A 19364-nucleotide genomic window follows, 5' to 3' on the forward strand; every position below is an offset into this window, starting at 1 on the left:
GCGTCTGGCTTGGAGCAGAATCCCGAATCCCGTGGAACGCCCTGCGTTGCTGGTATTCGGGATCTACGCCACCACTGGCATCCGCGAACAGACCGAACACCTCGCTGTAGCCGTGGGGCGTCACCGATGTCGTGCCGCCGCGGGCGGGAGTGAACGGGTCCATGACCGCGCCTGCTCGTCGGCCAGCAGCATCTCGGTCAGCGGCGGAGGGTCACCCGCGGGTACTCGCCGAATCGCTGGAGGTACGCGTTGGAGAACCTGCCCATGTGCGCGAACCCCCATCTCGACGCGACGTCCGCGACGGAAGTGGCGATCGGGTTCGCGTGCAGGAGATCGGCGTGGACGTGGCGGAGTCGCACTTCGCGGAGGTACGTCATCGGTGTGCGATCGAGGATGCGCTGGAACGACTCCTGGAGTCCGCGAACACTGAGATCGGCCGCTCGGGCGATGTCCGCGACGCTCAACGGCTCCCCGGCGTGCTCGTGGATGAACTCGACTGCCCTCCGGACGCGCACGTTCTTGCGGTCCCCGTAACCGTGCGGGAACCCTTCGCTCTGGAACCGGTAGAGCCCGAACAGCGATCGGGCGACGTCGCGCTGCGCCTCGTGCCATGCCAGGGAGGAGGTTCCGCCTGAGCGCAGCGCCTGCATCGCAGCAGCAACCGAGCTGCGCCATCGCATGACTGCGTTGATTGTGGGCGTGACGCTGCGGTCGAACCCGAGCGTGCCGTCGACCAGGTGCTGCTCGGCGGCGACGTCGAGGACGAGGTCTCGGTTCAGGTGTACGAGACGCTGATCCCAGTCCTCGTACGCCATCTCGAACCGCTGCTCGATCGGGAACAGCGTCGGGACGCCCGGTTGCATCTGCACTTCGTCACGGCCGACATCGACACGGGCGTCACCGGAGTCGATCCACTGCACGACGACCTCGCCCTCGACAGCGACGTCGCCCCGGAGACGACCGTGCATCTGGGAACGTCGGATGCTCATCTGGCCGTCGCCGACGCCGACGTACTTGTACCAGTAGTCGGAGCTGACCGGCGAGGAGTGCCACGCGCGGCCGGCGTACATGCCGGCGAGGTCTTGGATGGCACCGTCGGTGTCGGTGCCAGCGACTGCGACGATCGGACGGACCGGGGTCTCCGCCAGCGCGTCGGTCGTCACCGCGTCTCCCCGAGGACGTGGAACCAGAGTCTGCCGGTTCTCCCGAGCGCAGTGGCGCCCGCCGTGCGAGGAGTGCCCTCGTGGACGAGTGCGGAGGGCAGGAACACAGTTGTGGCGGTCATGGGACCGGCCTTCCATGAGGCTGTGAAGGCCTCATCGCTGCCGGACCGTCCTGCTGTGCCAGCGTTCCACATGCCGCGGAGACCATCGTGACGACAAGACCGCAAATTGGCCCGGTTCCTCCACCGTACGGAGGCCCGCGGCTCTGCTCAACAAGAGTCCCCGGAACGCGGTTTCGTGACGCGCTCGCTCCGCGCCTGATCCGCGGAGCGCGCCGGGAGGAAGCCGCCCGGCGGCAAGACCGAGGTGCAGGCATGGGTGCCGCCGGGTCTAGCGTGGGGAGGTCTGGTTGCAAGCAGAGCAGGTAGGAGACCACTCGCGATGACCACGCTCACGCTGCAGCACGACACGGATGACATCGACACCGTCGCGTCCGTGCTCGGGCAGATGTACCCGAAGGTGCGGTTCGACCCCCCGCGGGGCAAGGTGCACTTCCAGGCCGACATCCGCGGCGACGAACAGCTCAGCCTCGCTCGCCTCACGATGGGGTTCCATGCTCAGGTGACCGTCGAGCCCGAAGGTGTCTTCACCTCGGCGATGCTGCTCGGCGGTCGCCTCCGGACCATCCATGGTGACGGTGGGAACGCCGGGGGCGTGATCTTCGGCCAGGAGGAGACCGCCGCGGAGTACAACGGTTCGGAACTGCTCGTCGTGAACCTGCCCGAAGCCTCGCTCATCCGCCGCGCGGTCCGAGCGAACGGCGCGGACAGTGGCATCGTCCGGTTGCAGGGACACCACCCTCGGCCCGAGCACGCTGCCCTGTGGGTCCAGGCCGTGTCACACGTCCACCGGAGCGTGGTGCAGGTCGAGTCCGCGTTCGAGAACGACATCATCCGCACCGCTGCGTTCGACTACCTGTTGGCGTTGGCGACGACCGCACTGCCGTTCGAGGTGATCACCCGCGTCCCTCCGGGCATCGGGGCCGGGAAAGCGACCGTGCGCCGGGCCGTCGCGTACATGGACTCGCACCTGGCCGACGCGATCACGATGGCGGACATCGCCGCAGCCGCCCGGGTGTCGCCGCGCGGCCTGCAGGCCGGCTTCCAGCGGCACCTCGACATGACGCCGATGACCTACCTGCGCCGCGCCCGACTCGCCGAGGCTCACCGGGAGCTGCTCCACGACCCGACCCGGACCATCAAGGCCGTCGCTGAGAAGTGGGGCTTCAGCAACCAGGGACGTTTCACCCGCATGCGGCGCGAGGTGTACGGGATCGAGGAAGGCACCCGCTGAGCGTCGGCGGTCGGGCGGTGGACAGGGGTGCGAACTGGACGCCGTGGCCACGACGACGTCCGGACGCTGGAGGTCGTCCGTGAGTTCCGGGATCGGCCGGCGGTGGTCCTGCCCGCGGATCCGGGCAGGACCGCGGATCGGGACGTTCGAGGGCATCGACCTGAGGAACGGGCATGTTTGCGGCTGGCGTCGGGTCCTCAGTACGGTCGATCTGTCCACATCGCGAGATGGGCATCCGCCAGCGCCGTCGACGGGAGCACCCCAATGTCCACCGAGTCCGTGATCACCAGCCCCTACCGGAAGACCGGCACCGCGAACGGGCCGCGCGCCGGTGGTACGTCGACCTACTCGGCACTGCTGCAGCAGGTGAAGGACGCCGGGCTCCTCCGACGCCGCCGTGGCTTCTACTGGTCCGTCTTCGCCGCCCTCGTCGTGGCGTCCGCGGCCTGCTGGGTCGTCTTCGCGCAGCTCGGCTCCTCGTGGTTCCAGCTGATCGTGGCGGGCGCGCTCGGCGTGCTGTTCACCCAGTTCGCGTTCCTGTCGCACGAGGCGGCCCACCGGCAGGTGTTCGACTCCCGCAAGTGGAACGACCGTGCGGGCCGCTGGCTCGGCACGTTCGTCGTCGGCCTGTCGTACTCGTGGTGGATGAACAAGCACACCCGGCACCACGGCAACCCGAACACCGTCGGCAAGGACCCGGACATCGCGCCGGACGGCGTCGTCTTCATCCCCGAGGACGCGGCCGCGACGACCGGACCGATGCGCTGGCTCGTGCGGCACCAGGGGTGGCTGTTCTTCCCGCTCCTGACCCTCGAGGGCATCAACCTGCACCGGCATGCGGTCACCTCGGTGCTCCGCGGTGTCGACGGGAAGAGCGACCGCCGCGACCGCATCGTCGAGGGCGTCATGCTCCTCGCCCGGTTCGCGATCTACCTGCCCGTGGTCTTCGTGTTCCTGCCGTTCGGGATGGCGTGTGCGTTCCTCGGGGTGCAGCTGGCCGTGTTCGGCGTGATGATGGGCGCCTCGTTCGCCCCGAACCACAAGGGCATGCCGACCATCGCGCACGACGCGAAGGTCGACTTCTTCTCCCGTCAGGTCCGCACGTCGCGCAACATCCGCGGTGGCTGGTGGGTGTCGTTCCTGATGGGCGGCCTGAACTACCAGGTCGAGCACCACCTGTTCCCCTCGATGCCCCGCCCCGCGTTGCAGCAGGCACGGCTCCTGGTCCGCGACCACTGCGACAGCCTCGACGTGCCCTACACCGAGACCACGCTGCTGCGCTCCTACGGCATCGTCGTCCGGTACCTGAACCGCGTCGGACTCGCCGCCCGCGACCCGTTCGACTGCCCGATGACCAGCGAGCTCCGCATCAGCTGACCTCGGCGGAGCCGGCCGCCCGGCCGGCATGACCGAACGGACCGCCAGCCGACCACCTCGAGTCGGCCCGCGGGCCGTTCGTCGTCCGGGCTGCTCAGACCGTGATCGTCTCGCCGTCCGCCAGTGTCACCAGGTCCACCCCGGTGAGCTGACCGGCGAACTGCGCGAACGAGCCCTTGCCGATCTCGCTGAGCATCAGGTCGTGGATCTGCACGGCCCGCGTCGGCTGCACGGCCCGCACGAAGTCGACGAGTTCGCCGAGCTTCGCCCACGGCCCGGAGGTCGGCACGAGCAGCGTCTCGACCGGCACGCCCGGCACCGTGTACGAGTCGCCCGGGTGGAAGACGCGGCCGTCGACCAGGAACCCGACGTTGGTCATCGGCGGCACGTCGGCGTGGATGACGGCGTGGTCGCCGCCGAACACGCGGACCTCGAAGCCGCCCGCAGTGATCGTGTCGCCGGGGGAGACGGCGACCACACGGCCGTCGTGGTCGCCGAGCGCGTCGACGACGGACGCCGGCGCCCAGATGCGGAGGCCCGGCTGCGCGTCGAGGGCCGCGCTGAGGACGTCGGCGTCGAAGTGGTCGGGGTGGTCGTGCGTGATGAGCACGGCGTCGGCGGCGGCCACGAGGTCGGCGGACGTCGGCGTGTAGGCGCCCGGGTCGAGGAGGACGCTGCGGTCGCCGTCGCGGAGGACCACGGTGGCGTGGGTGTGCTTGGTGAGTTCCATGAGCGGAAGTGTACAGCCACCCTGTACACTTCCGCTCATGGCCCTTCGCGACTTCACGCTCGACGACGCGAACGCCCTGCGGCGCGCGATCGGGGACAGCACCCGCGCCGTCCGCCGCTCCGAGGCCACTCCGGAGGGCCAGGTCGAGACGCTCGGTTTCCTGGCCCGCGACGGTGCCCAGAGCATCGCCGCGCTGGCGCGACTCCGACGGGTGCGGCACCAGTCGATGCGGGTCACGGTCGCCGACCTCGAGGCGCAGGGGCTCGTCGAGCGGACCCCGGACCCGACCGACGCACGAGGGGTCCTGGTCTCGTTGACCGACGCCGGCCGGACCGTGATCGACGAGCTCCGGATCCGCCGTTCCGCCCGTGTCCTGGCTGCCGCCGAACGCGCGCTCACCCCGGAGGAGCGCGCCACCCTCGCCCACGCGGCCGACGCGATCGTCAAGCTCACCGCGGCGCTCGAGACGGACGGCAGCTGACAGCTCTCGGACGGGCGCCCGGTGACCGGTGACGGGTGACGGGTGACGGGTGATGGGCGACGGACGGGAGGCGCGGTGCGGGCCCGCCCCGCGCCTCCCGTCCGGCCGCGACCCCGTCACCGCCGCGACAGGACCGACCCCGCACGGGTCGTCACCCCGCTCGGCGTACCGTCCGGATCGTGTCCGACGACCAGCAACCACGACCCGACCCGACGCGCGTCGGTGACCAGCCGGCGCTCCGCACGCGCTCGGGGTCGAACTGGCTCGTGTGGGGAGCAGTCACGACGGTCCTGGTCGCGGTGGTCATGGTCCTGATGGGCATCCGGCAGCCAGCGGTGGGGTGGCCGGCCCTGGTGGTGGTCGTGGTCCTGTTCCTCACGATGGTCGTCGTCCGCGGGGCCGTCCGCCCCCTGCGGACGCGCCTGGTGACACTCGCGGTCCTCGACCTGGGGATCGTCGCCGTCGGGTTGGCAGCCGTGCTCGTGGTCCTCGTGGCTGCACCGGGCTGACCGCCGCTGCCGACGACGGCCCGGATGGTGGCTGGGTGCCCGCCACCGTCGCAGTCGTACCACCGGTGTACATTGTGCCGAGTACGGACCATCCCGATACGTGCGTTCCCGACGAGACCGTTGCCCTGACTCGGTTGCGGGTGCCCCACCCCCCTGGGGGTCCACACCTGTGCACACCACCGCCGGCCTCCGCCGTGCACGCATCGAACTGGTCAGAACCGGCTCGCCATGAAGTACGTCGTCTACGGACTGACATCCGTCCTCACCAGCAGTGCCGCCGCCTCCGCCGTGATGCGGTACGCGGTCGCGCTCGGGCAGACGGGCAGCAGCGACCTCGTCGCGATCCCCGCCGTCGACATCGCGGGCGTGCCGATCGCCGTCGAGGTGTTCCTCGGCCCGGGCGTCCCCCTCCTCGCGGAACCCGCCGCGGACGACCTGCTCGAGCCCGAGCACCAGGAGTTCGTCGACGACCTCGCCGAGCGCACCCGCTTCCTGACGGCGCGGCGGTCCGAGCGGGCCTGACTGGCTCCGTCAGCTGCGCTCCACGACCAGCGTCCCCGCCCCGACGGGCAGTCTGCCAGCGCGGTACGCGATGACCGCGCCCGCGGCAGTCGTGGCGTCGAGGCGGATCGAGGCGGCACCGAACCGCCAGCTGCGGTTGACGCAGAAGACGGCGAACTCGACGGTGCCCTCGTCCGGCAGCACCCAGGTGCCGGACCCCCACTGCGCCGGCTGTCCGACGCCGTCCACGCTGACGGTCGGCCGCGCACCCCAGGCGAACCACGGCCTGTGCAGGCGGAGCTCGACGCGACGACGGGTGGTGCCGGACGGCAGTGGAGCCCCCGTCACCACCCGAGCGTCCCGGGCTCGCCCTTGAACGGCCCGACGATGTCCGCGGTGATCCAACCACCGTAGAAGTCGCCCTCCTGCGCGCGGACGCGCTCACCGGCGACCTCGCACGAGTCCATCTGCGACGGGTACACGGCCACCAGGTCGCGCAGCTCGCCGTACCCCTGCCACGGCGTCGGGTAGGTCCAGGCACCACGCCGGACGACCTGGTCGCCGCCGTGCACGTCGAAGTACGAGGCGCTGCCCTTGAACTCGCACATGCTCGACCCGCTCGTGGGGACGAGGGCGTCGGGCGCGAAGTCCGAGATCGGCAGGTAGTACACCGGCGGGTGGCTGGTCTCGAGCACGCGGACCGCGCCGGTCGTGTCTGCGACGACCTGGCCGCCGAGCCGCACGACGACGCGGGATGCGGTCCGCTCGATGCGCGGCGGACGCGGGTAGTCCCACACCGACTCCTGGCCGGGTCCGGGGACGTCGGGGGTGGGGTGGCTCGGGCTGCGTCGGGTCATGTCCCCAGTTCTACCCGTCGGAACCGACGGACTGGAGGCTCGTCACCAGCTGGGACGTCGGCCCGTGCGATCGGCGCGAGGATCCGGACGATGCCCCTGGCCTCCGGAGCGCGGCGGGGCTACGCTCGCGGACACCACCTCCTCAACGACGAGAGGCTGTCCCGTGCGCCGAACCATCGCGATCACCCTCGCGGCCGTGACCATCGTCGGGGCGCAGGCCCTGGCCGGACCTGCGACCGCCGCACCACCACCGACCACCGCAACCACCAGTGCTGCCTCGACCGGTACTCCGTCGACCAGTGCGGTGACCAGCGCCGCTGCCACCGCCGGACGCGGCCACGCGCCGGCGGCGACCCACCAGAACCCGATGGCACTGCGCCTCCCGGACGGCCAGACGGCGGCGAGCTGCGCCGACCCGACCGCGATCCACGGGGTGGGCCGCGACCGCAACTGGTACCTGTACTGCACGACCGACGCCCTGACGGCGACGGAGGAGACCGCCACCGGCGAGCTCGTGCAGCACAGCGTCCCGACCTACCGGTCCACGAACCTGACGGACTGGACGTACGTCGGCGACGCGTTCACCACCAAGCCGGCCTGGGTCGGCGACGCCAACGGCATCTGGGCGCCCGACGTCGTCCAGCGCGGCCGCACCTGGTTCCTCTACTACACGGCGTCGGACACCCCGTCGGCGACCGGCCCCGCCGGCGGCGGATCGGCGATCGGCGTCGCGACGAGCAGCAGCCCGACCGGCCCGTGGACGGATTCCGGCGGTCCCGTCGTGGCACCGCAGACCGCGCCGAACGGAGACGGCTTCCGGTGGTCGTTCGACCCCGAGGTCATCACCGACTCCGGTCACACCTACCTGTACTTCGGGAGCTACTTCGGCGGCGTGCACGTCCGACAGCTCACCGCGGACGGACTGCGCTCGCTGCCGGAGACCGAGCGGCAGATCGCGATCGACAACCGCTACGAGGGCTCGTACCTCATGCGGCACGGCGGCTGGTGGTACTACATGGGCTCCGCGACGAACTGCTGCAACGGCTCGCTCACCGGGTACGGCGTCTTCGTCGCCCGCTCGAAGAGCCCGCTCGGACCCTTCCGCGACCGTGACGGCGTCGCGATCACGGACACCCGGGTCGGAGGCTCGCCCCTGCTCGCACAGAACGGCAACCGCTGGGTGGGTACCGGTCACAACACGGTGGTCACCGACTTCGCGGGTCAGGACTGGATGATCTACCACGCCGTGGACCGCAACGACCCGTACTACGCGGGGCAGACCGGGTACACGAAGCGTCCGGCGCTCATCGACCCACTCGACTGGATCGGCGGCTGGCCGGTCGTCCGCGGTGGAGCAGGACCGTCGGACTCGGTGCAGCCCGCTCCGGCTGCGCAGCCGGGGCAGCGATCGGCGTACCGTCCGCGCCTCGCCCCGGTCGACGTGCCGGCGCGCACGATCCGGTCCCTGTCCACCGACTTCCGGGGTGACGCGCTGCCGCCGACGCTCACCTGGACGCGGCAGCCCGATCCGTCGACCTACCGGGTCGGGGGCGGGTCGTTCTCATGGCAGACCCAGGACGCGGACCTGCACCCACCGCAGACCCCGCTCGCGTCGGTGCTGACCGAAGCGGCACCCGCCGGTGACTACGTCGTCGAGACCCGCGTACGGATGGACACCCCGGCCACCGGCGACTCGTTCAACTACCGGCAGGGCGGGCTCGTGGTCTACGGCGATGACGGGAACTACGTCCGACTCGTCTCCAACTCGATCTTCAACACCCGACAGACGGAGTTCGGCAAGCAGGTCAGCGGGCAGCCCGAGGGCGCGCCGACCTACGGCAACATGGTCGTCGGGCCGGTCGGTGGGGCCACCACGCTCCGGATCGTGCACCGGCTCGTCGACGGTGAGCACCGGTACACGGCGTACACCAGCGTCGACGGTCGGCACTTCGTGCGCGGCGGCACCTGGACGGCGGACCTCGGGTCGACACCGCGGGTCGGGCTCATCTCCCTGGGCGGTGCCGGTTCGACGAGCACGTTCGAGGACCTGCGGGTCAGCACCGTGCGGTCGGTCCGCTAGACGACGAACGACGGGCGGGCCCGGTGCGACTGCACCGGGCCCGTCGGCCGTCTGCCGGAGTGGGACCCGCTCAGCTCCGCAGCGTTGCCCGCGGGTACTCGCCGAACTCGTTCCGGTAGGCCGCCGAGAAGCGGCCGAGGTGCGCGAAGCCCCAGCGGCGGGCGACCGTCTGGACGGACGTGCCGGAGGGATCGGCCTGCAGCAGATCCCGGCGGACCCGCTCGAGTCGGGTCCGGAGCAGGTACGTCATCGGCGTCTGGTCCAGGTGCCGCTGGAACGCCTCCTGGGTGGCACGGACACTCAGTCCGGCGGCGCCGGCGATGTCCGAGACGCTCATCGGCTCCGCCACGTGCTCGTGGATGTACTCGACGGCGGCGCGGAGACGTGCCCGTCGGGGCAGCAGCACGGCGGGCGGCAGGGCCGTCACCGTCGGCGGGTACATCCGGAGGAACGCAGCCGCGGTCCCACGCGTCAGGGTGTGCCAGAGCAGGGTGTCGACCCCGCCGGTCCGGAGCTCCCGGGAGAGCAGCGCGAGGCTGTTCCGCCATTGGGTGACGGCTGTGGGGTCGAGCGTGCGGAGGTGGTCGATGCCGAGGTCGGTGACCTGACCGGTGTGGAACATCTCGTCCGCGACCTCGTGCACGAGCGGGCGCGACAGGTGCACGAGCCGTTGGTCGTAGTCCTCGTACTCGAAGACGAACTCACGGCAGGTCGGGAAGAGCATCGGCACGTCGAGCTGCAGTGGCACCCGGTCCTGCGTGACGTCAGGAACCCCCTGCCCGGACGTGATCCACTGCACGACGTAGTCAGGTGAGCGGGGGATCGCTCCGCGGATGTGTCCACCGATCTGGGACCGGCGGAGTGTCACGTCCCGGTCGCCCACCGCGCTGTAACGGTAGGCGAAGGGATGGCTGGTGGTCCGGGCCTGCCATTCGCGTCCGTCGTACAGACGACCGATGTCGGCGACGACCGCGTCGCTCGAGGTCCCGGACGCCTCGATCCGCACGGGTCGCACCGTGTCGGTAGCCCACGTGTTGGTCTCCGCCCGTCGGGCGGTGACGTCGAGCGTGCTGGTCATGATCGTCTCCCTGTCGACCACCGGAGGGCGGTCGGGTCGCTGCTGTCCCTGTCAGCGCTCCGTTGACGTTCGATGCACTGGACGCCGAGCGAAACTCGCTGACTGAAACGGTACCCAGTTGTCCGTCAGGCGTTCAGGGGTTGACGTTCTCGTCATAGAAATGGTAAGGAAGCGACCGCTGACTGCGGGCACCCGGTCCGGTTCCCGCGCGCCGCGCACCGTCGGAGTCGACATCGGCACGGAATCCGGTTCGGGGTACAGGTCTGACCGCGGGAACGGCGCGTTCCTGGAATGCGGCTGGAAGTCGCGACGAGGCCGTGACGAACGTCCTCCCCAGCCCGTCTCATCCGTGAACAGCACCCGCTGGGAACACCCGGCGGGCCACTCGGAAGGAGCCACCATGGCCGACACCACGACCACCCCGACCATCCTCGCCACCAGCGCGACGACGTCGATGGACACCGGCGACCGCGGCGCCACCGGCAAGACCCTCATCGACGACACCGTCGTCTCGAAGGTGGCCGGCATCGCCGCCCGCGAGGTCAACGGCGTCCACAGCCTCGGCGGCGGCGCAGCCCGTGCCATCGGCGCACTCCGGGGCGCCATCGGCCAGCGCGACCTCTCGCAGGGCGTCAAGGTCGAGGTCGGCGAGAAGCAGGTCGCCGCGGACATCACCATCGTCGCCGAGTACCCGGTGCCGCTGCAGCAGGTCGCCGAGGGCGTCCGAGCGTCGGTCTCCCGCGCCATCGAGCAGATCGTCGGCATGGAGGTCGCCGAGGTGAACGTCACGATCCAGGACGTCTTCATCCCGGGTGACGACGACGAGGACGACGACAAGAAGGAGTCGCGAGTCGCATGAGCGCCACACTGAGCGGTGCCCTGATCGGCGCCGTCCTCGCGGTCGTCGCGCTGCAGTTCGGCTTCTGGGGCTTCGTCCTGGTCGTCGTGTTCGCCGCCGTCGGAGCGCTCGTCGCAGCACTCGTCACCGGCCGGATCGACCGGAACGCCCTGACCGACGTGCTGACCGGGCGTCGGAGCTCCCGGTGACCGGCGGCCCGGGCACCGTGCCGGGCCGGGTCGAGATCGCCACGCGCGCCTTGACCTCGTGCGCGCGCGCCGTCGCCGCTGAGCGGCTCGGCGCGCCCGCGAAGCGGGTGCGGGTGGAGCTCGGCGACGCTCACGGGGCGTTGGCCCTGGAGATCACCGGTCCGGTCGCCGCCGGCACCGACCTGGTCCAGGCGGCGACGACCGCAGCGGCCGAGGTCCGGAGTCGCGTCAGCGCCCTCACCGGACGTCGCGTCGGGTCGGCGCGCATCGAACTGACCGGGATCGTGCGCGAGCGCGATGCCCGGGTCCGTTGACGAGGAGAACCCCATGAGCAGCAGTTCCGTCGAACGTCGGCTGCGTCGCCGCAGCGTGTACCGTTCCCGTTCCAGGGCGGTGTCCGCGGCGTTGGTGGTGCTCGTGCTGGTCGCGGCGTGGATCGGCACCGAGTCGGTCCTCCGAGCGATCGGGGCGGCGCCACTGCTGGCCGACCCGCAGACCGCGGTCGACGCCGCACTCCAGCCGGACCCGACCTTCGTCACCCTGATCGAGGTCATCGCCGCGGTGCTCGTCATCGCGGGTGTGGTCCTCGTCGTCCTGGCCCTGAAGCCCGGCCGTCAGCACCGCGCAGTGGTGCCGCACGACCGCGGCGCCGTGGTCATCGACTCGTCGATCATCGCGTCGACCGCCCGGAACGCCGCCGGCGTCGCCGCGGGCGTGCCCGACGCGCACACCGCCGCGAGCGTCCGTGGCGCCCGCACCGAGGTGCACGTCGTCCCGATGTCCGGCATCCCGGTGGACTCGGCAGCCGTCGAGCGCGCCGTCGCCGAACGCCTGGGCCGCCTGGACGACCGGTTCGTCCGCCACGTCACCGTCCGTGTCAGCGAGAAGGGCGCGCTGTCATGACCTCGAGCAACCGCACCCTGAACCGGATCATCCTGTTCGTGCTCGGACTCGTCGCCGTCGTGGTCGGCCTGGCCATGGGCGCCGGAGTCCTGCCGGTCGTCCGTGATGCGCTGCAGCCCTCCCTGACGTTCCCAGACCGCGTGGAGGTCCCCGCGACGTCCCTGTGGATCGTCGCGGCGGCCTGCCTCGTCGTGGTCGTCCTCGCCGTCGTCTGGGTCGTCACACGCGGCCGCGGCGGCACCGCCGTCGCCGTCCGTGAAGCCCAGGGCGATGACGAGGTCACCGTCAACGTGGCCCTCGTCCGCGACGTCATCGACCATGAACTGGCCGGCGTGCACGACGTCGTCTCGTCGAAGGTCGACATGTACACGGTGCGCAAGCAGCGCGCCGCACGGCTGCGTGTCGCGGTCCGCCGGGGCGGGGACGCCGTCACGGTCCTCGACGCCGTCGACTCCGCGATCGCCACCCTCGACCGGACTCTCGGTCGCGAGGTACCGATCCTGGTCCACCTCACTGGCGGCACCCGCTCGGCCATCTCGAAGGCCAAGCGCGTCGTCTGACGGACGTGCCACGGCCCTGCGCGACGGCGCCACCAGCACCAGTTCCCCCCCCCGCCACCAGGCCACCGCGGCCGACTGCTCGACCGCACGAACGTGGTCAGCTACGCACCCCCCGTCATCGCGGTCGCCGCCGAGGTCCGCTCCTCGCAGGTCGGGGCCCCCTCACCGAGCTCGCAGAGCTGACCGACCACGTCGTGTCCGCTGAACGCATCATCAACTGTGTAGTGTGCCTAACTACTTTCCGGAGAGCATGGTGGAGTGGTACACGCAGCACCACGGAAGGACCGGTCAGATGCACTCGACGCCCGCGAGCAACTCATTCGTTGACGGGGACACCCCGACCGAAGCCATCGACATGACCGCTCTGTTCGCAGAGCAGTCGCGAGACGGTCTGCTCGACAGCATCTGATCGGCACAGCCCATCCGGGAGCGTCGATCACGACCGCTCCGCTGCCCCTCCGGGCGGCACACCTGCTCCACGATCGCCACGCTCGTCCTCGGTGTCATCGGCGCCCTCATCGGCGGCTGGCTCGGCGGCCTCGTCTTCAACGTGGGCTACGACGGCTTCTTCAGCATCCAGTCGTGGATCATCGCGATCGTCGGTGCGATCATCGTCCTCCTCATCTGGGGTGCGATCACCGGTCGTCGCGGCGCCCGCGCCTGACCTCTCTCCCGGCGCTCGTCGCCGGGAACGAAGAGCCCCGCACCGACCGGTGTGGGGCTCTTCGTCGTCGGTGGCGCATTTGTCGGTGGTCCGCGGCAGGCTGGGCGCGCATGGACTCAGTCGAACAACCCCTCGTGCACGTCGACCGTCGCGGCATCGCCGTCGACGAAGCGGTCGCGTTCTACGAAGACGTCTACTCGAGCCAGGACATCCACATCGGGGACCCTGCACCCGATGGGTTCTCGTGGCGGTACCGGGCGGTCGGGGACGACCACGTCACGGTCGGGACCTCGTCCGTCGCTGCCCGCCGCTGGGGGACGATCGACCCCGGCGACGACTACGTGTTGGCATGGGCCTCCGCGCCGGGGATCCTGCTCGACACCGGTTCGTCCGACCCCGTCGACATGCTGCCGGGCGTCCCGGTGATGTACCCGGCCGGCCGGGACTTCGCGTTCAGCGCGGCACCGACCGTGCAGCACGTCATCCGCTTCGACCGGACGTTCCTGCAGTCCGTCGCCGCCGCGCGACAGGGAGACTTGCCAACACCGCTGCAGTTCGCACGCCACCCGGACCCCGCGGCGCTCCGACAACTCCGCGCGGTGGTGTCAGCGTCGGCCGGGGCGCTGCTCGACCCCACGACCGGTCGCGACCGCCGCTCGGCACTCAACACGACCGTCGCGGAGGCCGTCGTCGGCACCTTCGACGCTCGTCCCGTCCCGCCGACGGGGCTGCTCAGCGACGGACCGGCGACCATGCGGCTCGCGCAGGAGTGGATGGTGGCGAACGCCCGTCGTCCCATCACGATCACGGACGTCAGTGTCGCCGCCGGGGTCGCCGTGCGGTCCCTGCAGGCGTCGTTCCGTCGGCACACCGGAGCGTCCCCGATGCACTTCCTGCGCCAGGTCCGGCTGCACCGGGTACGCGCCGAGCTCAGCGCAGCCGACCCGGAGACCGCCACCGTCGCGCAGATCGCCGTCGGCTGGGGCGTCGGGCACCTCGGCAGGTTCTCGGGCGCCTACGCGGCCACGTTCGGAGAGCCGCCCTCGGCGACGCTCCGCCGCCGTCGGAGCGTGTGACGGGCCACCCGTCGGCTCGGCCCGCTCGGTCGGATCGTTCGTCGTCACCGCCGGCGCGCCGCCGCCGTCCGACAGGCCCGGAGCGCTGCCGGTGCGCGGATCGGACACCGTGTCCAGCGGGCGTACTCCACGGACCCCGTGGCTCGGTCCGGCGGGGTGCGCGGGGGATGCTGTCCCTGCGCCTCCGAACCCTTCGGGTCGGGCGCACCAGCAGGAAGAGCGCACCGTGAACGACCGCGTCAGACCCTCCCTCCACGAACAACGGCTGCAGGCCGGCGAATGGCACCGCCGCGGGCTCAGCCACCCCGACGAGATCGACGCGATGGTCGCCCGCCGCACGGCCGGGTCGACACCCGCCGAGCCCACCTACGCGGACTTCCTCACCGTCGTCTGACCCAGACCCCCCGCACCGGCCTCCGACTGCGTGCGTAGGCTCGACGACATGTCCGACTTCTCCGCAGACCAGGCCGCCGTCGTCCGCATCGAACGCTCCGAAGAAGGCCGGTGGGACCTCACGCTCGTGAGCGACAGCGGTGTCGCGATCGGTCACGGCGTGCACCTGTTCGACCGGTCGCAGGACGACGGCGTCGACGAGCTCGCGGCCGCGCAGCAGTTCGTCGGCGGGTACGGCTGGCGCTTCGAGGGCGACGCCGTGCAGCAGGACGGCCCGGACGCGTTCTGGGCACCGCTGATCCGGGCCTGAGCGGTCCTCTCCACGGTCCGGGTACAGCCCGGACCTCCGCGTTCTGCGGATGACATGATGGCTGCGTGCCACCGATCCACCACGACAACGGGTTCCGCAGACAGCGGTTCACGGACGCGGGCGGCTCGGACTACACGGCGATCTTCCGCTCCGAGTACTCCGGTCAGGACCTCGGGCGTGACACGACCGTCGCCACCGACACCTTCGCGGCCGAGGGCACACGGTACGAGTACTCCGTCATCGGTGACGACGACCTGACACTCCGCACCATGAACGCCCGCGGTGGCCGTCGCGGTGGCGTCATCGGACCCCGCGACGACCACGTGGTGTTCTGGCTGCAGCGCGGTCGCCTCGAGATGCACTTCGCGGACCGGTCACGCGTGATCGAACCGGGCAGCCCCTACATCGCGTCCGCGTCCGAGGCGTACCGCTTCGCATCCGAGGAGACCGTCTACAACGGCGTGCACATCTCCGATGCCTTCCTCCGCAAGACCGCGGGGGAACTCGGTTACCCGATGCCCGACGGGCCGGTCCTGTTCGGCCAGCAGGACGAGCGGGTCGCCCGTCGCGAGCCGCTCCGTCGGTTGCTCGGCGAGGTCAGTCCGACCCTGATGGACGACCGGGTCCGCGGCGCGATGCGGACGGCCCTGAACCGACGGCTCGCGACCGTCGTCCTCGACACCTTCCCGCTCCGCGACCGCGGCGACGAGGTCCCGACCGCCAGTCGCCTGCGGGACGCCATCGCCTTCGTCGAGGAGCACGTCCGAGACCGACCCTCGGTGCCCGCCATCGCCGCCGCCGCGGGCCTGAGTGAGCGCGGCCTGCAGCAGGTCTTCGCGCGCACGCTCGGCGTCACGCCGAACGGGTTCCTCCGCGACCAACGGCTGGACGAGGTCCGGCGGGAGCTCCTCCGCGGAGCGTCGCCGAACAGCGTCCTCGAAGTCGCACGCCGCTGGCGCTTCACGAACCCCAGCCGCTTCGCGACCGCCTACCGTGCCCGGTTCGGGGAGGGCCCTTCGGCGACGCTCCGGGCGGCCACCGCGCAGCGCCCCGACGGCCGGTCCTCGTGGCGGATCCGCCAGGCGGTGGGCTACATCGAGGCGCACCTCGACGACGGCTGCACGGTCGCCGACATCGCCGCGGCCGCCGGTCTGCGTCCCCGGCGGCTCCAGCAGCTCTTCAAGGAGGAACGGGGCACGACGCCGACCGCCTTCCTCCGCGACCTGCGCGCGCTCCATCGGTCCGGAGACCGCTCCTGAGCAGCGCTCTCGGGTGTCGGTCAGGGGGCGACCGACTCCGGACGGGAGGCTCGGATCACGGCCGCCACGTGCCTCCCGTCCGCCGTACGGCCGACCGCGACGTCCTCGGTGCGGGCTGCGTCCCCGACCGGCCGGTCGTTCCGCAGACGTCTCGGGCCGTCAGCGGCCGGTGACGAGCGCGACCATCTCGGCGACGACGGCGCGGAGGCGCGTGGCCAGGTCCGCCTGGTCCAGCACGGTGAAGCGGTGCGCGACCTCGGTGAGGGCCGACATCACCAGGGCGACGGCGGTCCGGGCGGTGTCCTCGTCGGTCCGCGTGGTGACGGCGGCGACGAGTGACTTCCGGGACTCGGCCATCCAGCGCATCACCATCGGGGCCATCTCCGGGCGGCGGACCAGCAGCTCCTTCGTGCGGGCGCGGTCCGCGGCGAGCGGGACGGTGTGGGCGACGAGGTCGCAGACGTCGTCGATCAGTGGCCCGTCGGCGGCGGCGAACCGGTCGCGGACGGGGTCGGGGACGTCGACGGTGTCAAGACCGATCGCGGCGTGGGCCTTCGACGAGAAGTAGTTGAAGAACGTTCGCGGGGAGACGTCAGCGTCGGCGCAGATCTGCTCGACGGTGACGCCGTCCAGGCCGTGGTCGGTGATGCGGGTGAGAGCCGCGTCGTGGATCGCCTGCCGGGTCTGCTGCTTCTTGCGTTCGCGGAGCGTGCAGGGCTCGCTGTTGCCGTCGACCGCAGTGCTGTCGTGTGCGGGTGCTGCCGTGGGGGACACGGGCGACCTCCGGTGGGGAGAAGTGGGACGGGCCGCCCGCGCTGCCGGTGGGGACCGGCGTGCGCGGGCGGCCCGGGTGGTCACCGACGCTGGGTCGGCGTGGAGCCGGTCATCGGACCGGTGAAGGAGCCTGCTTCGGCCGCGGCCAGGCCGGCGTCGGCCTCGAGCTGTGCCTCGGCGGACATGTCCGCCTGCTCCTGGAGCGCCGAGCGCTGGCGCAGCGGCGGCACCTTGAAGAACCAGGTGAGCACGAACGCGAGCAGGATCACGCCGAGTCCGACCCAGTAGATCGTGACGGACGAGGCGTTGAAGCCGGCCATGAACGGGCGGGTCAGCCGGGAGTCGGCTCCGGTCAGGAACGAGGTGTCGTTCGTGGCCGAGGCGCTCGAGTCGCCGTTCGCGCCCTTGTCGATCTGCTTGACGAGGTCGGGAACGACCTGGTCGACCCAGTAGGTGCGCTGTCCGGCGTCCGTCCAGTCGACCGCGAGCCGTCCGTCGACGACGCTGGCGTGCGCCCGGTCGGCAGCCGTCGCGAGTGCGGTGGCCTCGGCCTGCGGGGTGGCGTCGGCGACCTGCTGGGCGATCACGGTCGGGGCGGCGGCCGCCGGGATCGTCCCGGCGGTGACCTGCGCCTGGACCGCGGCAGTGACCTGCTGGGTGACGGCCTGGTCGGCGGCCTGCTTCGCGGCGGTGGTGCCGCGGGCGAGCCCGGAGTCGATCTCGTCCTGGATCGGGTCGACGATCGGGTCCCAGATCTGGTCCATCACGCCCTGGTTGGCCTTCGCGCTGGCGACGGTCGGGTTGAGCGCCGCGTCGAGTGCGTCGGTCAGGTCGGCCTTGTTCGCGGTGGCGTGCACGATGTTGGCGGGCATCACCGAGAACAGGATCGAGAGGAGCACGGCGGTGCCGAGCGTGCCACCGATCTGACGGAAGAAGGTCGCAGAGCTGGTCGCGACGCCCATGTCCTTGGCCTCGACCGAGCCCTGCGACGCGAGCGTCAGGGACTGCATGACCGAACCGAGTCCGAGACCGATGAGGAACATGCCGATCATCAGGAACCAGAGCGGCTTGTCGATCGTCATGAAGGTCAGGACGACGTAGCCGGCGGACACCAGCGCGGTGCCGATGACCGGGAAGATCCGGTAGCGGCCGACGCGGGCGACGATCTGACCCGAGGTGATCGAGGCGATCATCAGGCCGCCGACCAGGGGGAGCGTGGCGAAGCCGGACTCAGTCGGACTGAGACCGACGACGATCTGCAGGTACAGCGGGATGGTCAGCATGGCGCCGAACATCGCGAAACCGACGAGGAAGCCGATGACGGTCGCCATCGAGAACGTGCCCGAGCGGAAGAGCTTCAGGGGGATGATCGCCGCGTCACCCATCTTCGACTCGATGAGCAGCAGTGCGACGAGGCCGACGGCGCCGATGACGTAGCAGGCGAGTGCTGCGGGGGAGCCCCAGCCCCAGGTGCGGCCCTGTTCTGCGACGAGTAGCAGCGGGACGAGGGTGACGATGACCGAGGTCGCGCCCCACCAGTCGACGACCGGCTTGTCCCGCTTGTCGTGCACCTTGGGCAGGTGCAGGAACACGATCACCATGGCGAGCGCGGCGATGCCGATCGGCACGTTGATGAGGAGCACCCAGCGCCAGCCGGTGATGAAGAGGATCTCGGACGCGCCGGCGAGCAGACCGCCGATGAGCGGGCCGATGACCGAGGAGATGCCGAAGACGGCGAGGAAGTAGCCCTGGTACTTGGCGCGCTCACGCGGGGCGAGGATGTCGCCCATGATCGCGAGCGGCAGCGACATCAGCGCGCCGGCCCCGATGCCCTGGACCGCGCGGAAGGCGGCGAGCATGAGCATCGACGTGGACATCGACGACAGCACGGCGCCGACGATGAAGACCACGATGCCGAAGATGTAGAGCGGCCGGCGGCCGAAGATGTCGGAGAGCTTGCCGTAGATCGGCGTCGCGATCGTCGAGGTGATCAGGTAGGCGGTGGTGACCCAGGCCTGCTGGTCGAGACCGTGCAGGTCGTCCCCGATGGTGCGGATCGCGGTGCCGAAGACCGTCTGTCCGAGGGAGGACAGGAACATGCCCGCCATCAGCCCGTAGATGACGAGCAGGATCTGACGGTGGTTCATCAGGGGTTGCTGACCGGGCGCACCGGGGGTGGTGGCGCTCCGGCCCGGCACCGGCGTCTGTGCGGTGGCTGTTGACAATGCGGGTCCTTCTGGTTCGACGTG

At 70.9% G+C, this 19364-nt stretch carries 23 protein-coding genes; 16 read left to right on the forward strand and 7 right to left on the reverse strand.

Going from position 1 to position 19364, the window contains the following annotated elements:
* Positions 1-197: 197 nt before the first annotated feature.
* Positions 198-1163 (reverse strand): helix-turn-helix transcriptional regulator, encoded by a 966-nt coding sequence (locus DEI89_RS11940; RefSeq protein ID WP_181421623.1) that lies wholly within the window; start codon positions 1161-1163, stop codon positions 198-200.
* A gap of 441 nt (positions 1164-1604) precedes the next feature.
* Here DEI89_RS11940 and DEI89_RS11945 point away from each other — a divergent pair, with 441 nt between their 5' ends.
* Both DEI89_RS11945 and DEI89_RS11950 read left to right on the forward strand, forming a co-directional pair.
* Positions 1605-2516, forward strand: a complete 912-nt coding sequence (locus tag DEI89_RS11945) for an AraC family transcriptional regulator (protein WP_110904277.1) — start codon at positions 1605-1607, stop codon at positions 2514-2516.
* 264 nt (positions 2517-2780) lie between these two features.
* Positions 2781-3893, forward strand: a complete 1113-nt coding sequence (locus DEI89_RS11950) for an acyl-CoA desaturase (protein ID WP_110904278.1) — start codon at positions 2781-2783, stop codon at positions 3891-3893.
* A gap of 94 nt (positions 3894-3987) precedes the next feature.
* On the opposite strand, the gene DEI89_RS11955 is transcribed toward DEI89_RS11950, so the two are convergent.
* Complete coding sequence (locus tag DEI89_RS11955; RefSeq protein ID WP_110904279.1) at positions 3988-4623, reverse strand: MBL fold metallo-hydrolase; 636 nt, start codon at positions 4621-4623, stop codon at positions 3988-3990.
* A gap of 37 nt (positions 4624-4660) precedes the next feature.
* Here DEI89_RS11955 and DEI89_RS11960 point away from each other — a divergent pair, with 37 nt between their 5' ends.
* From DEI89_RS11960 to DEI89_RS11970, 3 genes are all read left to right on the forward strand, one after another.
* Positions 4661-5104, forward strand: a complete 444-nt coding sequence (locus tag DEI89_RS11960; RefSeq protein ID WP_220034533.1) for a MarR family winged helix-turn-helix transcriptional regulator — start codon at positions 4661-4663, stop codon at positions 5102-5104.
* A gap of 179 nt (positions 5105-5283) precedes the next feature.
* Complete coding sequence (locus DEI89_RS11965) at positions 5284-5613, forward strand: hypothetical protein (protein WP_110904281.1); 330 nt, start codon at positions 5284-5286, stop codon at positions 5611-5613.
* A 228-nt stretch (positions 5614-5841) separates the two neighbouring features.
* On the forward strand, positions 5842-6135 hold the full coding sequence (locus tag DEI89_RS11970) for a hypothetical protein (protein WP_110904282.1): 294 nt from the start codon (positions 5842-5844) through the stop codon (positions 6133-6135).
* 9 nt (positions 6136-6144) lie between these two features.
* Here DEI89_RS11970 and DEI89_RS11975 read toward each other — a convergent pair whose 3' ends face one another.
* Positions 6145-6462, reverse strand: a complete 318-nt coding sequence (locus tag DEI89_RS11975; RefSeq protein ID WP_146236778.1) for a hypothetical protein — start codon at positions 6460-6462, stop codon at positions 6145-6147.
* Positions 6459-6971, reverse strand: a complete 513-nt coding sequence (locus DEI89_RS11980) for a DUF427 domain-containing protein (RefSeq protein ID WP_110904284.1) — start codon at positions 6969-6971, stop codon at positions 6459-6461. Before DEI89_RS11980 ends, DEI89_RS11975 begins: the two co-directional genes overlap by 4 nt.
* 163 nt (positions 6972-7134) lie before the next feature.
* Between DEI89_RS11980 and DEI89_RS11985 the strand changes: the two genes are divergently transcribed.
* Positions 7135-9051, forward strand: a complete 1917-nt coding sequence (locus DEI89_RS11985; RefSeq protein WP_181421624.1) for a family 43 glycosylhydrolase — start codon at positions 7135-7137, stop codon at positions 9049-9051.
* Positions 9052-9121: 70 nt separating this feature from the next.
* Here the strand turns inward: DEI89_RS11985 and DEI89_RS11990 are convergent, their stop codons facing one another.
* The gene (locus DEI89_RS11990) at positions 9122-10129 is read right to left on the reverse strand and encodes an AraC family transcriptional regulator (RefSeq protein WP_146236779.1); all 1008 of its coding nucleotides are present in this window, start codon (positions 10127-10129) and stop codon (positions 9122-9124) included.
* Positions 10130-10529: 400 nt separating this feature from the next.
* On the opposite strand from DEI89_RS11990, the gene DEI89_RS11995 reads away from it, so the two are divergent.
* The 10 genes from DEI89_RS11995 to DEI89_RS12035 all read left to right on the forward strand — a co-directional run bounded on the left by DEI89_RS11995 (position 10530) and on the right by DEI89_RS12035 (position 16341).
* Complete coding sequence (locus tag DEI89_RS11995; protein WP_110904287.1) at positions 10530-10988, forward strand: Asp23/Gls24 family envelope stress response protein; 459 nt, start codon at positions 10530-10532, stop codon at positions 10986-10988.
* Positions 10985-11176, forward strand: a complete 192-nt coding sequence (locus DEI89_RS12000) for a hypothetical protein (protein WP_110904288.1) — start codon at positions 10985-10987, stop codon at positions 11174-11176. Before DEI89_RS11995 ends, DEI89_RS12000 begins: the two co-directional genes overlap by 4 nt.
* Positions 11173-11490 (forward strand): hypothetical protein, encoded by a 318-nt coding sequence (locus tag DEI89_RS12005; RefSeq protein ID WP_110904289.1) that lies wholly within the window; start codon positions 11173-11175, stop codon positions 11488-11490. Before DEI89_RS12000 ends, DEI89_RS12005 begins: the two co-directional genes overlap by 4 nt.
* 13 nt (positions 11491-11503) lie before the next feature.
* Positions 11504-12079: a DUF6286 domain-containing protein gene (locus DEI89_RS12010; protein ID WP_146236780.1), complete on the forward strand. Its 576-nt coding sequence runs from the start codon at positions 11504-11506 to the stop codon at positions 12077-12079.
* On the forward strand, positions 12076-12639 hold the full coding sequence (locus tag DEI89_RS12015; protein ID WP_110904291.1) for a hypothetical protein: 564 nt from the start codon (positions 12076-12078) through the stop codon (positions 12637-12639). Before DEI89_RS12010 ends, DEI89_RS12015 begins: the two co-directional genes overlap by 4 nt.
* 505 nt (positions 12640-13144) lie before the next feature.
* Positions 13145-13303: a GlsB/YeaQ/YmgE family stress response membrane protein gene (locus DEI89_RS12020; protein WP_375537776.1), complete on the forward strand. Its 159-nt coding sequence runs from the start codon at positions 13145-13147 to the stop codon at positions 13301-13303.
* A 110-nt stretch (positions 13304-13413) separates the two neighbouring features.
* On the forward strand, positions 13414-14379 hold the full coding sequence (locus DEI89_RS12025; protein ID WP_110904293.1) for a helix-turn-helix domain-containing protein: 966 nt from the start codon (positions 13414-13416) through the stop codon (positions 14377-14379).
* Between the two features lie 226 nt (positions 14380-14605).
* Entirely contained in the window at positions 14606-14773 is a 168-nt protein-coding gene (locus tag DEI89_RS17740) for a hypothetical protein (RefSeq protein WP_181421625.1), read from the forward strand.
* 48 nt (positions 14774-14821) lie between these two features.
* On the forward strand, positions 14822-15082 hold the full coding sequence (locus DEI89_RS12030) for a hypothetical protein (RefSeq protein WP_110904294.1): 261 nt from the start codon (positions 14822-14824) through the stop codon (positions 15080-15082).
* Between the two features lie 65 nt (positions 15083-15147).
* A complete protein-coding gene (locus DEI89_RS12035; RefSeq protein WP_110904295.1) occupies positions 15148-16341 on the forward strand; it encodes an AraC family transcriptional regulator in 1194 nt (397 codons plus the stop codon).
* Between the two features lie 159 nt (positions 16342-16500).
* Here DEI89_RS12035 and DEI89_RS12040 read toward each other — a convergent pair whose 3' ends face one another.
* Positions 16501-17115 (reverse strand): TetR/AcrR family transcriptional regulator, encoded by a 615-nt coding sequence (locus DEI89_RS12040; protein ID WP_110904296.1) that lies wholly within the window; start codon positions 17113-17115, stop codon positions 16501-16503.
* Positions 17116-17195: 80 nt separating this feature from the next.
* On the reverse strand, positions 17196-19262 hold the full coding sequence (locus DEI89_RS12045) for an MDR family MFS transporter (protein ID WP_110904297.1): 2067 nt from the start codon (positions 19260-19262) through the stop codon (positions 17196-17198).
* Positions 19263-19364 lie beyond the last annotated feature (102 nt).

The organism is Curtobacterium sp. MCBD17_030 (assembly GCF_003224255.1).
Classification (GTDB): domain Bacteria; phylum Actinomycetota; class Actinomycetes; order Actinomycetales; family Microbacteriaceae; genus Curtobacterium.